10 protein-coding genes are annotated in these 12,177 nt (G+C 63.2%); 1 reads left to right on the top strand and 9 read right to left on the bottom strand.

What is annotated here, in order from left to right:
• The first annotated feature begins 870 nt into the window (after nt 1–870).
• A complete protein-coding gene (locus tag ACMDCR_RS23320) occupies nt 871–1,554 on the top strand; it encodes a TetR/AcrR family transcriptional regulator (protein ID WP_413988915.1) in 684 nt (227 codons plus the stop codon).
• Here the strand turns inward: ACMDCR_RS23320 and ACMDCR_RS23315 are convergent.
• From ACMDCR_RS23315 to ACMDCR_RS23275, 9 genes are all read right to left on the bottom strand, one after another.
• On the bottom strand, nt 1,487–2,344 hold the full coding sequence (locus ACMDCR_RS23315; RefSeq protein WP_413988914.1) for a slipin family protein: 858 nt from the start codon (nt 2,342–2,344) through the stop codon (nt 1,487–1,489). The two genes, ACMDCR_RS23320 and ACMDCR_RS23315, sit on opposite strands and share 68 nt — an antisense overlap.
• Before the next feature lie 101 nt (nt 2,345–2,445).
• Nucleotides 2,446–2,871 (bottom strand): hypothetical protein, encoded by a 426-nt coding sequence (locus tag ACMDCR_RS23310; RefSeq protein ID WP_413988913.1) that lies wholly within the window; start codon nt 2,869–2,871, stop codon nt 2,446–2,448.
• A gap of 14 nt (nt 2,872–2,885) precedes the next feature.
• Nucleotides 2,886–4,430 (bottom strand): cytochrome c, encoded by a 1,545-nt coding sequence (locus ACMDCR_RS23305; protein WP_413988912.1) that lies wholly within the window; start codon nt 4,428–4,430, stop codon nt 2,886–2,888.
• 11 nt (nt 4,431–4,441) lie between these two features.
• On the bottom strand, nt 4,442–5,773 hold the full coding sequence (locus ACMDCR_RS23300) for an NADH:flavin oxidoreductase (protein WP_413988911.1): 1,332 nt from the start codon (nt 5,771–5,773) through the stop codon (nt 4,442–4,444).
• Nucleotides 5,770–6,711 carry a hypothetical protein gene (locus tag ACMDCR_RS23295; protein WP_413988910.1) on the bottom strand — a complete coding sequence of 314 codons (942 nt, stop codon included), beginning with the start codon at nt 6,709–6,711 and terminating at the stop codon, nt 5,770–5,772. Before ACMDCR_RS23295 ends, ACMDCR_RS23300 begins: the two co-directional genes overlap by 4 nt.
• A gap of 1 nt (nt 6,712) precedes the next feature.
• On the bottom strand, nt 6,713–8,584 hold the full coding sequence (locus ACMDCR_RS23290) for a peroxidase family protein (RefSeq protein ID WP_413988909.1): 1,872 nt from the start codon (nt 8,582–8,584) through the stop codon (nt 6,713–6,715).
• 268 nt (nt 8,585–8,852) lie between these two features.
• Nucleotides 8,853–10,094 carry an ROK family protein gene (locus ACMDCR_RS23285; protein WP_413988908.1) on the bottom strand — a complete coding sequence of 414 codons (1,242 nt, stop codon included), beginning with the start codon at nt 10,092–10,094 and terminating at the stop codon, nt 8,853–8,855.
• A gap of 114 nt (nt 10,095–10,208) precedes the next feature.
• Nucleotides 10,209–11,228 carry an ABC transporter permease gene (locus tag ACMDCR_RS23280; RefSeq protein ID WP_413988907.1) on the bottom strand — a complete coding sequence of 340 codons (1,020 nt, stop codon included), beginning with the start codon at nt 11,226–11,228 and terminating at the stop codon, nt 10,209–10,211.
• Nucleotides 11,225–12,022, bottom strand: a complete 798-nt coding sequence (locus ACMDCR_RS23275) for an ATP-binding cassette domain-containing protein (RefSeq protein ID WP_413988906.1) — start codon at nt 12,020–12,022, stop codon at nt 11,225–11,227. The genes ACMDCR_RS23280 and ACMDCR_RS23275 overlap by 4 nt, the downstream gene beginning before the upstream one ends.
• Nucleotides 12,023–12,177 lie beyond the last annotated feature (155 nt).

Here is a 12,177-nt window from a genome sequence, read left to right as displayed (position 1 = left end):
ATAGGGGGCTGATGCAACTGCCGACGGCTCGGTTTGGTCCTGCCTTCTGATCTTTATTGGGCTGGCACTCTTGGTCTCGCGACCCGGCGCCCTATCGCGTGACCCGTCAGGGTATGCGTCGTCCGGCGATGGACGCTTGTGATCGGGACTGATCCCGTCACCGCGGGGGCGGCCTGCTGGGGATTGGCAGTCCAGCCATTATGGTCTCCCATGGGAATGGCGCCCGGTGCGCTCGGCTGTTGGGCCTTGTCGTAGCCATAGCCGCGCTGGATGGCCCAAAAACTATCCATGTCATTTGTGCCCCCTGCCTGAGCAGGAGGGGCAATCGCCATGGCTCCAAGAACCAAGAATAAGGATGCTGCAAATAATTTCATAATCTATCTCCCTTTCTATGTTTTCGTTATTTCTATCGCTTTCGTTGTCCCGCTTTTCACCTCCTCAATGGGACTTCTCTGGTGTTGGGAAACCGTCAGGCGAGACCGGACAATTGGCCTGAACCCTGTGAATCCGAAATTGACGGATCGACGGTTTCGTTCCAGATTGAAATGAGCGTAATGCCCGTTATCAGGCAGCTCGCCAAAATAATGGCGCAGAAAAAGGCTTTCATGGTGAAAGTCCCAAATATAGAATATTTCGATATAAGGTTCATTATTCGCGAATAGATATCGCTATTCTGAATACAGTCTATACTCTCTCAAACAAAGTCTCAAAAAATCTTGAGAAGGAAAAGATTGGTGGCAACGAAACGCCAGTTATCGCTCTATCGCCGAAATTTTCTAATGCCAACATGAAATCTAATCGGCGCCTGTTGACGTCGTCAACCTACGCCTTTTTGTTGACGTTGTCAACGTCGGCGCGCATTCTGGTGGCATGAGCACAGCCCGTTGCAACCACCTCATTTCCGCGGCGGCGGAACTTCTGGACAAAGCGGGCCCGGCTGCTGTGACGCTACGCGATGTCGGCCGGGCTGTCGGCGTTTCGCACAACGCTCCCTACCGGCATTTCGACAGCAAGCAGGATCTGCTCGCCGCTCTGCTCGCGCGGGAGCTGCAAAGCGTGTGCACCGAGGCGGAGGCCGAGGAAAGCCCGCCTTCGCCCCGAGCCCTTATTCTGGTATTCGCGCGCTGGGCCCTGGCCTATCCCGAGCGGTTCCGCCTGATGATCTTTCATTGGCCGCACGGCAACCACGAAGATCTGCGCCTCGCCAAGCATCGCTGGCATAGCTTGTTCATTCGGGCGATCGAGATCGGGCAGGCCGCGGGAACGTTGCCTACCGGAGATCCGGAGCGCCTGAGCTGCCTGATCCGTTCGACGGCGCTGGGCGCCCTCCAGCTCTACTTGTCGACCGGTGGCGAGAACACCCCGCCGCCGGCAGCCATCATCGGCGATCTCCTGGGCTATCTGGCCCTGGTCGCGCAGCAAGAGGCGGCAACGGTTCCCGCTCTCGTCCCAGGGGCTTCGGACTCTGCCGTCCGACGGAGCGGATCTAAGCGGCGCTCTTCAGCGGGTTCGGCTGTCCCTGGCTTGCCAGTACCAGAGCCGAGGCAGGATTGAGACTGTCCACCATCGGTGTTGGGATCAGGATGGTGGCGCCGCGCTCCTTGGTGGTCTCGTAGATGATGTTCATGGCGCGCAACTGCAGCGCGGCAGGATGGCCGGCATAGGTCTCGGCAGCTTCCACGAACTTGCCCGCGACCTCCGCCTCCGCCGAGCCGAGGATGACGCGGGCCTGCTTCTCACGTTCGGCCTGGGCCTGACGCGACATCGCATCCTGCAGCGCCACGGGGATCGCCACGTCGCGGATCTCGACAGACATGACGGTGATGCCCCATTTGGCCGTCTTGGCTGCGATGACATCGCGCAAATGGTCGTCCGCTGCCTTGCGTTCGGAGAGGAGCGAGGAGAGCATGGAGGAGCCGATCATCTCGCGTAGCGAGGTCTGCGCGACGCGGTCGATGGCCTCGCGGTAATGCGTGATTTCCAATGCGGCCCGTCGCGCGTCGTGGACATGCCAGAAGATGATGGCATCGACGTTCACCGGCACCGTATCGCGCGTGAGGGCCTGTTCGGCATTGAAGGCGGTGGTCTGGATGCGTTCGTCGATGACGGCGGCCACATTGTCGATGACGGGGATGATCAGGAACAGGCCGGGGCCGTAGACCCCCAGCAGGTTGCCGGCGCGCAGCACCACGAATTTCTGCCAGGTGTTGGCCATCTTCAGCGAGGCGGCGACCAGCAGGGCGAGGATGAAGAAGAGGCCGGCGAGCCAGTAGAGGCCGAGATAGACGAAGCCTGCGCCGATGAGGGCAAGGAGGAATGTCGCAAACAAGGTGATGGGATTCATGACGAGTGCTCCCAGGAGAGCAATCCCGAGCATGGCGGGCCGGGGCCGCAACCTTCCCTTTGATATGGCGATGAAGGGCGCCCGGTTGAAGAGCAGTCAGATCAAGGATGCGTCATCAGCTTTGCCATCAGCAGCCTGCGGTAGAGCAGCCCGAGCAAAGTGGCGAAGGCGCCGTCGATGAGAGCGAACCACAGGAAGCTGCCGCCGCAGAAGATCCAGATCAGCATCATCCAGTAGCGGCCGAGGACGCCAATGACGTTGGGCGCGCGCGTGATCAGTGGGTCTAGCAGGCCGGGAATATAGAGCATGGTGACGAGAAGCAGCATCGCGCCCCAGCCGCGCACCCAGCCGGTGGGGATCGGCTCAGGCAGGCCAAGGGTTTGGGAGACCCAGAGCGGGCAGAAGATGCAGGCAAGCCCGATGGCGAGATGGCCGAGCATGTTGAAGCCGAGCACGAGGCGATAGATGCGCAGCGCCCGGGCGGTCTGGGCTTCGTTCCATCCGATGGTCAGCGTGACGTCGCTCATGTCGGGCTCCAGGGCTAGAAAGTCAGGAGATAGGCGAGGAGGTCGCCCTTCTGGGCGGCGGGCAGGTCGGTGCCATAGAGGTGGCCGCTGTTGTGGTTGCCGGTCTGGCTCGTGTCGTAGCAAAAACCGGTCAGCTGCGTCTGGCTGGGATCGCAGGGCGGCGAGACGAAGCCGCCATTGACGCCGTCGACGACGTCGCTGTTGCGCAGGAAGGCTACCGGTCGCTGGTCAGGCGGATTCAGCAGATCCCTCAGCGTCGGCACCGAGCCGTTATGCAGATAGGGCCCGCGCAGCCACAATCCGTCGAGCGGCATGTTGGCATAGCCGTCGGTCTTCCGGAAGTTCTTGAAAGCGTAGTACGTGCCGGCGAAGAGCTCGCCGAACTGACGCTGGCGGAATTCTTCAGTGTAGCTGTCCAGTCGCGCGCGGTCAGTGCCGATCTTGTCGATCGGGTCGACCTGGCCGATGGCATCGCCCTTGAAGACGTAGCCGGAGGTTTCCTTGAAGCCATGGCAGCCGCTGCAGGCCGTCATGTATACGGCGCGACCGCGCTCCACGGCGCTGGGGTCGGGCGAGAAGGGCGAGGGCGGCGGCTTGAGGGTAAGGAGCCAGTCGGCCACGCGGTCGATAGCGCCGTGGTCGACGGTCTCGGGCGTGACCCCGGCGCCGAGGGCCGCGGAGAGATTGCGCTCGGCAAGCGAGGTGTTGTTGCCATCCCAATGCAGATGCATGCCCTCGCGCGGGCCCTGCTCGAAGATCGAGGGGAAGTCCGAGGCGCCGATCACCTCTGCATCCGTCAGGCTGGCAGCCGGTATCTTGAAAGGGCCGACCTTGTAGGGGTTGAAGGTGTCGACCCGCCCCGGACCCCAGTCGGGCTGGCGCTTGAGCAGGGGGGAGAGCTGGTTGAAGCGCAGCAGCAGTCCCTCGCGCAGGCGTGGCAGCACGACGGACTTCCAGGCCAGGCGTTCCATCGTGCCGAAGCGCGGCCCAACGGCCTCGACCGCCGGCATCAGAGTCTCCGGGGCCAGTCTTTCGTCGGTGGCGGTGGTCAGGATGAAGCGCACGAAGCTCTCGAAGTGCAGGTTGTTCGAGGGCATGCCCGGCACGATGGTCGGCGGGTCACCAGCCTTCTGGCGGTAGGTGCCGGTGTGGCAGATCGCGCAATTGAGCCAGATCAGGTCGACGCCGTTCACTGTGCGTCGGGAGACGCCGATGGGCAGGTCGCGCTGGCGCCCGCGCGCATCCTTCTCATAGAGGAAGCCGAAGGCGGTGTAGTCGTTGCGGTTCTCGAAAATCTCCGGGAATAGATTGGGCAACGCCATCCAGACGCGATAGGGGATGCCGCTCTCCTGCTCCGAGCCGATCGAGCCATATTTGAAATGCTGGACGATGCTCTCGTAGCGCGGTGTGCCATGCCGCGTCAGCATCACCAGGGCGGTCAGGGCGAGATAGGCGATCACCACCGCAATTACGAGAAGGAGGATACGCAGAGGCTGCCATTTCTTACGCCGCGCGGCGAGCTGGCGTTCCACTTCGGTGACGAAATAGGGTTCCGGCATGGTCTGGCCCCTTATTGTGGAATGACCAGTTCGGGTTTCGTCGCGTAGACCGAGTAGACCTGCTGCAGCATGGCGTCGCGATCTGGGAAGCGTGATTCCTCATAGCAGCCGAGCGGGTTCTTGATCGCGGCCAGCAGGCATTTGTTGCAATAGGTGCAGGCATTGGCTGGCCTGTCGATGCCTGCCTGCCACTGCCGAGGCAGGTCGTTGTTGGCGATCAGCGAGCGCGCGATGGAGACGCCGTCGCAATAGCCTTCCTCGATGGCCTTTCGCACCACCGAGGCGGTCTGAAAGCCGCCGGTGACGATCACCGGCACCTTCAGCGCCTGCTTGAACTTCCGCGATTCCTCCAGGCTGATGCCCTCGATGGCATGGCCTTTCTTCATGCGGAACCAGATCCAGCGGAAGATCGGCCGCAGGGCCGGATAGCGGAACATCAGGAAGTTGCGGAAAGTGGAGAGCCCGGAGGCGATCATGGCATCGTAGACGACGGCAAGCGTCTCCATCGACAGATCGCCTGGTGGGTTGAGCGGGTGCGGGAAAAGCGAGCCGCTGGAGACATGCACGGCATCGACGCCGGCGGACTCGCAATAGCGCGCGATCTCGATGGCCTCGTCGATCGTGTTGCCCTTCTTCTCCCAGGGCATGACGTTGTTGTGGTCGACGGCGCCGAGCTTGACCTGCAGGTGAAAGTCGCGCCCGACATGGCTGCGGATCGAACGGATCACCTCCAGGAGGAAGCGGGCCCGGTTGGGCAGCGAGCCGCCATAGTGGTCGGTGCGGTCATTGATGCCCGAGGACAGGAACTGGCTGAAGAGATAGCCATTCGCCGAATGCAGCTCGACGCCATCGCAGCCGGCTTCCCGCGCCCGCCAGGCGGCACGGCCGAACTTTTCCACCAGGATGCCGATTTCGCCCGCCGTCATCGCCTGTGTGGGGAAGCCGTGCAGGGTTTCCTGTCGGTTGGTGGGGCTCGCCGACGGCCGGTGCTGGTTGGTCACGCCGGGCACATCCATCTGCCGGCCGGAATGGCTGAGCTGCATCAGGAAGCGGCAATCGTGCTTGTGCACGGATTCCACGATTTTTGCCCACAGCGGAATATACGCGTCGGTGTGGTTGGTGCCGTAATTGGCGGCGATGCGCCCCTCTATCGCCACCGGGACGAAGGAGGTGATGATGGTGCCGACGCCGCCCCTGGCGAATTTCGTCTCCCAGTTGAGCCGGGTCTGCGTGGGCGAGCCGTCCTCATTGTCCCAGCGCCCGGAGATGCTGGAGCGGAAGATGCGGTTCTTGATCGTGATCTTGCCGAATTTCATCGGCTGGAAGATCGGATCCTCGCTCATGCGTCGCCCTCCGATGCCTCTACTTCGGGCGTCTCGGCCGGCTCGTGCTTATCCGGTATCTGAACGGCCTGCGCCCAGATCAGCGCCAGCAGCTTGAAGACGAAATCAGCGGCCGGGCAGAAGCTCCAGCTGTTCGACTGGAAGGCGACCTTCGGGTCGAAGGCGCGCCGGGCTGCGGTGCCAAGCTGGTAGACTACGAGCGAGCCTGGCTTCAGCGAGGCGCCATGGATCTCCGCCACCGACTTCGCCTGGCGCAGCACCGAGTCGGGTGCCACCAGGCAAGCCATGGCGGCCGTCTTGTCGCCCAGGGTCGAGCGCCGCACGGGATCGGCGTAGGCGGTGCGCATCAGAGCCAGGCTCTTGACGATGTTGTGGATGGCAATGGCGATGCCGTGCACGGCGACGGGATCGCCGCCGACGGACTCGGCCAGGACCTTCCGGTCGGCATTGAGCGTGCCGGCAAGGGCGGACCAGAGCCAGCGCAGGGGATTCTGGCTGCGAGCCGCGTCATCGAACCGCGTCGCCGCCAGCCACAGGCGAGGGGAGCTTGCGAAATCGGGCTTGAACAGCCGGCCGATCAGGGTCTGCAGCACCGGGCCTACCGTGTCCTCCGGCGCGTCGCCCCTGACATAGGTGACAAGCGGCTCGATCGCCTCGATGAGTTTCTCGGTCGGCGCCGCCGCATTGCCTAGCCGTTCCGAAAGCGCGGCCTGGCTGGCCTGGCGCTCCGCGTCACGACGCCCGCGCATGGTCGGGAAATGCACGCCCTTGATGACGAAGACGCGCATCAGGCGCGCCGCCAGAATACGATTGCCGAGGGGACCGAGCTTTTCGTAATTGCGGTCGAGCCTGGGGTCATCCTCATCGACGGCGATGGTCTTGTGATCGTCGACGAGAGTGATGTCGGCCAGGAGCGGAATGCGGATGTGGCGGCTCATCTCAGCGCACCGCCTTGGTCCAGGGGAAGAACACGTTCCGCACGACGGCGAAGTCCGGCGCAAGCTCTGGCAAATGGCGCTGCAGCACGGTACGGAAGGAGTTCTGCTCGATCCAGTCGAAGCCTGCCGGTGTATAAATTTCGGGCCGATAGTCCTCCGCGAAGAAGCGGTCGCTCTTCAGCCGGCGCGAGGCCATCAGGACGAAGATTCGGAAGACGGTGTCGGAGAAGCCGAAGCCGGGCGGCGAGCCATTCTTGGCGTTGCTCTCGGCCAGCGTGCCCACCAGAAGATCAACCTCCTCGACAGTCGAGTAGACTTCTTTCAATTCCCGGCGCCAGGTCTCGTCATTGGTGAGCTCCTCGAAGCTCTTCGGCACTGGCGCGTTGATCTGGCGGCGGAATTCGCAATAACGCGGTATGCCGCGTTCGCGGTCGCGCAGGACATCCACGGCGGCCAGGTCGATGAACACCGCGTCGTCGGCCCGCTTATCGAGCCGGCGCAGCGCGTTGGGGTAATTGTGCAGCACCAGCGCGCCGGGATGGGAGGTACCGAGGCTGTAGGCGATATCGAGCAGGCTCGCCCTCTGATAGACGTCGCGGGACTTGTTGTTGAAGACGTCCTTGAGGTCGCAGTCGAAAAGCGAGCGGTCGTCCTCATGGCTGCGGAAGGAGAAGCCATCCGGGATCAGCGAATGCAGCCGATAGGAGGCTACGAACTCTTCTGTCATGGCATAAGGGGCCGTATAATCGTCTTTCCGAGAGCCGGGAATGCCGGAGAGCATATCCCCGTCGCCGATGCGGCCATACGCCCTCAGGAATTCTTCGCCGAGCAGGCCGAAGAAATTGCCTCGCATGCCGAACCGCCCCGAGGGCGAGTTCATCAACGCCGGAGTCCATTCCACCGTGTGGATCTTGGCTATCAAGGCCGCGTTGACCAGCCTTGCCTTCTGGAAGAGCCATTCACCGCTCTGGTTGGGAAAGTCGATCTTCAGACGGTCAACGATGGAATTGTGCTCGCGGGTGAACAGGGTGTGCAGTACCGAGAGCCCGATCCACCAATTGCCGTTGACGCCGGTAAGCTCCTGTCCCTCGAATTTCGAGGTGGGATCGGGTGGCAGCAGGCCGTTCTTATCAACAGGGACCTTGCCATCGGAGCGGATATTGCCCGGATCGGCGACGAAATTGCCGGCTTCGTCGAAAGCTCGCTTGTCCGGCTCCGTCCGGATCAGGATCTGCCGATCGAGCGTTGAGCCGTAGATCTGGGAGGCGTCCCACCAATGGGTCTCAGTGTTGGTATAGGCGGCCGGGCGGTTCGCCGCGCCGGGTGGCTGCGGGTCCGGTTTGGTGCGCAGCACCTCCATGCTGCCTCCGGGCCAGTCATCTCCATCAGGTACCGGAAAGAAATGCGGGTTGGCGCGATCATTGGTGCCGTGGCTCAGCCAGTCATGCACCATGAACTGGATCCAGGCGGCGGCAAGGACGTTGAGATGCGGCACGGGCACGAATTTGTCGCGGGCCAGCAGCCTGGAGCTCACCAGGCGGGGATTGGGTTCATAAAGGGCCGGCGCTGTTTCGCCATAGGTGAGAGCGAGCGGCATGTTACGGCCGAAGCGCGTGCCCGCCCGGCCCATCCAGGGTTGTGCCAGATCATTGTAGCTGCCATCGGCCGTCCGGAAGCTCTGGATATCGAAATCGCCGGCGGGAGGCGGGGGTACTGGTGCGACCTCAGTATCGTAAAGATTATTCTGCCTCAGAATAGCCCGGTGGCCAATAATAATGGCGTCGCTGATCGGGAAGGGCCAGCGATACCAGACGGCAAATTTGCTGGTGACACGGGCCAATACGATAAGGATACGATCGACAATATCGCCCATTGGACCCTCCCGTGTAATCGGGATAATGAAGAGAATCCTGTGGGTTGTCGAGTATTTTGGAATGCGCGGAGATTGCGCAATTCACGGCACTATCACGCTATAGCCCGGCCGCGAATGCTTGCTGGAGATCCGGGGCTTAAATCGTTATACCACCTGCAATTTCTTATCTTGGTGCGAAACTTTGCCGGCCAGCCACATTTGCTGGCACCAGCAGCAAGGATTGAGCCGCAAGGTCTCAACTCTCGCGCGTGGAGGCTGGCCGCTGAGCCTATCCCGCCCGCCTGCGCCTGTCGCCGGCCGCGGTCGAGCGCTGGTGCCTGATGATGGTGCGCTCGATGGTATCGGGCCGCATCTGCGTCTCGATCACCAGCAGTGCGGCGCCGAGCAGCAGGCCGGTGCGTATATCGGACTGGCCTGCGGCGATGGTGAGGTTGCGCGTGGCGAGCGGCAGGGAGCGCTGGTAGACGAGTTCACGCACGCCGGAGAGCAGGTCCTCGCCCGCCTGCGCCAGAGTGCCTCCGATGACGATCACGCTCGGGTTGAGGACGCTGACAACATCGGCCGTCACTTCGCCGAGTACCCGGCCTGCCTCGCGCACCAGGCGAACGGCTTCGGGCTGGTTGGCCTTCACATGGTCGATCACGTCGCGGGCCGTCGTCGCCTCCAGGCCACGGTTGCTGAGGTCGCGTGCGATGGCCCAGCCCGCCGCGCGCGCCTCGACGCAGCCAAGCTTGCCGCAGCGGCAGAGCGGGGCCGGCTCGCCCGTGAACTGGATATGGCCGATATCGCCGGCGGCCCCCTGGGCGCCGCGATAGAGCCGCCCATCGGTGATGATGCCGCTGCCGATGCCGGTGCCCGCCTTGATGAACAGGAACTGGCCGACCTCGGGCCAGAAACGGCGGAACTCGGCGAGCGTCATCAGATTGACGTCGTTCTCCACCGAAACCGGCGCATCGAACTGCCGCTGCAGCCAGGGGCGGATGTCGAAATCGTCCCAGCCGGTCATCACCGAAGGGCCGACGACGCGCCCACCCTCGTGATCGACAGGCGCCGGCAGGCCGATGCCGATGCCGAGTACATCCTCATGGCGCCGGCCGAGCCGCTTCAGCAGCAGGCGGAACTGCTCGACGATCCATCCGAGCACGGGCACCGGGCCGTGGCGGATGTCGACCGTGCCGACCGCCTCGGCAAGGATCCTGGGTTCGAGATCGGTGACGGCGAGGCGGGCATGGCTTTCACCGATATCAGCCGAAAGCACCACGCCGAAATCAGTGTTGAGCCGGATCATGCGGGCCGGCCGGCCGCCACTCGGCAAAGCCTCCGGCGCCTCCTCGATCAGGCCCGCATCGAAGAGGGCGGCGAGGCGCTCGGTCACTGTCGAGCGCGACAGGCCCGATGCTTCTATAAGGGCGGAGCGCGAGCGCGCCTTGCCGGTGGCGATCAGCCAGAGGATGGTGCCGGCGCCCGCCGCCGATCCTGACTCGTCCTGCTGCCTGCGTTCGTTGCTCACGCCTGAACCGCCTTTTCCCTGGCGCGATCTTATGTCCGAAATCAGACATAAGCCAGCGCAGAAGAGCGGGAGATGGAAACGTGGTTCACCACGAACTGGCCGCGGGCCTCTGCTTCATCTGAAGCGCTTCTGGTTCCAGCGATGTCCCAGCAAGGCCAGGATGATGATCAGGCCGTTGAAGAACTGTACGTAGAAACCACTGAGGCCGGCGGCCACGATGCCGCTCTGGATGAAGGACACGATGGTCGCGCCGATGGCGCCGCCCGCCACCGTACCGATGCCGCCCCAGGTCGGCGTGCCCCCCACGAAGACAGAGGCGATCGCCGGCAGGAGATAGCCGTCCCCCGTCGTCGGCCACCATGTGAAGTTGACGAGCGTGGTGAAGATCCCGGCGATGGCCGCGCCGAAGCCCATGAAGGCGAAGGTTGCCACACGGACCTTGTCGACCGGGATGCCCATCTGCGCCGCGCTGTCGGGATGGTCGCCGACGGCATGGACACGGGCGCCGAAGCGATGGCGATTATAGAGCAGGCCCGCCGCGATTACGAAGAGCAGGGCCCAGAAGATCTGCACCGGCACGCCCCAGACCGAGCCTGAGAGGACGGTGGCGGTAGTTCCGTCGCGCAGTTCGAGCAAGGTGATCGACTTGCCCTGCGTGATGATCTGGATGAAGCCGCGCAGCATGTAGTTCATGCCCAGCGTGGCGATCAGCGAGGAGAGGGCGCCGTAGACGACCAGCGAGCCGACGGCAAGGCCGATGATCGTGCCGCTGACGATGGCGGCGCCGATGGCGATCAGCGCTGGAAAACCGGCCTTGATCAGCAGGGCGAACATCCAGGCCGAAAAGCCCATCGTGGAGGGGAACGAAAGGTCGATCTCACCAACGGTGACCACGAAAACCAGCGGTACGACCAGAGCGAGGGCCACCGGCAATGTCACCAGCACCGAAGAATAGATCGTCCAGTTCAGGAAGACGCGGGGGCTGGCGATCATGAAGATCACGATCATCACCGCAAAGACGGCGAAAGTGCCCATCGCAGCGCGATTTCTGGCGAGGAAGCGGCGCAGCCCGCTTTCTGGCGGGCGGGCGACAACGCGGGGCTGTTCGGGGCGATCGTTGACGGACAGGCTCATGGCGAGGCTCCCGGCTGAGCGGCGGTCGGGTCGAAGGAGGCCGCCCCATGCGGGTGGGCGGTGTGTTCCATGAAATCGATCAGGGCCTGCGCCGAGCCAACCTCTTCCTTCGTGGCCTCCAGCGCGACACGGCCGCGGTCGATCACCACGAAACGGTCGGCGATATCGTAGACGTGGTGGATGTTGTGCCCGATGAAGAGGATGGAGCGCCCGCCCGCCTTCACCGTGCGTACGAAGCGGAACACTTTCTCTGTTTCCGTGAGCGAGAGGGCGGTGGTGGGCTCGTCCATGACGATGAGGTCGGCCTTGTTGTAGATGGCCCGGGCGAGGGCGACGCCCTGGCGCTCACCACCGGACAATTGCCCGACGATGGAATCGGGTGTGAACACCCGGGAGGTAAAGCCGATCTCGCGCATCAGGCGCTCGGCTTCGGCGTGTTCCTTGCCGGTGTTGAGGAAACCCAGGAAACCGGTGATCTCGCGTCCCATGAAGATGTTGCGCACGATCGACTGCTGCACGCACAGGGCCCTGTCCTGGAAGACCGTCTCGATGCCGGCATCGCGCGAGCGGGCGGCGTTCCAGTTCTGCGCCGGCACGCCACGCACCAGGATCTCGCCGCTGGTCGGCCGGATGGCGCCAGCCAGCATCTTGATCAGGGTCGATTTGCCGGCGCCGTTGTCGCCGAGCAGGCCTACGACCTCGCCCCGGTCGACATGCAGGTTGACGCCGCCCACGGCGAATACGCGGCCATATGACTTGGCGACATTCCTCAATTCGATGAGCCTTTCGCCCATGTTGGCCTCCTCAGGAGTAGCGTGCACTTCCTTCAGACCGAATTGCCGAGAATCGCAAAACGCTCCTGAAGTCACGTTGCTAAGCTCGGAGGGCGTTTCGACCTGAACGCATTTTTCTTTAGAGAGGGCGAGGGCGCTGGGAGGGGCGCCCTCGC

It is taken from the genome of Labrys okinawensis (genome assembly GCF_047345005.1).
Taxonomy (GTDB): Bacteria; Pseudomonadota; Alphaproteobacteria; order Rhizobiales; family Labraceae; genus Labrys; species Labrys okinawensis.
Note: the sequence above shows the minus strand (reverse complement) of the source record. Positions and strands in the feature narration are given on the sequence as shown.

Bases quoted from the DNA above. Each gene is read 5' to 3' on its own strand.
- ACMDCR_RS23320 (WP_413988915.1), top strand. From the start codon at position 871: ATGAGCACAGCCCGTTGCAACCACCTCATTTCCGCGGCGGCGGAACTT.
- ACMDCR_RS23280 (WP_413988907.1), bottom strand. From the start codon at position 11,228: ATGAGCCTGTCCGTCAACGATCGCCCCGAACAGCCCCGCGTTGTCGCC.
- ACMDCR_RS23315 (WP_413988914.1), bottom strand. From the start codon at position 2,344: ATGAATCCCATCACCTTGTTTGCGACATTCCTCCTTGCCCTCATCGGC.
- ACMDCR_RS23305 (WP_413988912.1), bottom strand. From the start codon at position 4,430: ATGCCGGAACCCTATTTCGTCACCGAAGTGGAACGCCAGCTCGCCGCG.
- ACMDCR_RS23295 (WP_413988910.1), bottom strand. From the start codon at position 6,711: ATGAGCCGCCACATCCGCATTCCGCTCCTGGCCGACATCACTCTCGTC.
- ACMDCR_RS23290 (WP_413988909.1), bottom strand. From the start codon at position 8,584: ATGGGCGATATTGTCGATCGTATCCTTATCGTATTGGCCCGTGTCACC.
- ACMDCR_RS23300 (WP_413988911.1), bottom strand. From the start codon at position 5,773: ATGAGCGAGGATCCGATCTTCCAGCCGATGAAATTCGGCAAGATCACG.
- ACMDCR_RS23275 (WP_413988906.1), bottom strand. From the start codon at position 12,022: ATGGGCGAAAGGCTCATCGAATTGAGGAATGTCGCCAAGTCATATGGC.
- ACMDCR_RS23310 (WP_413988913.1), bottom strand. From the start codon at position 2,871: ATGAGCGACGTCACGCTGACCATCGGATGGAACGAAGCCCAGACCGCC.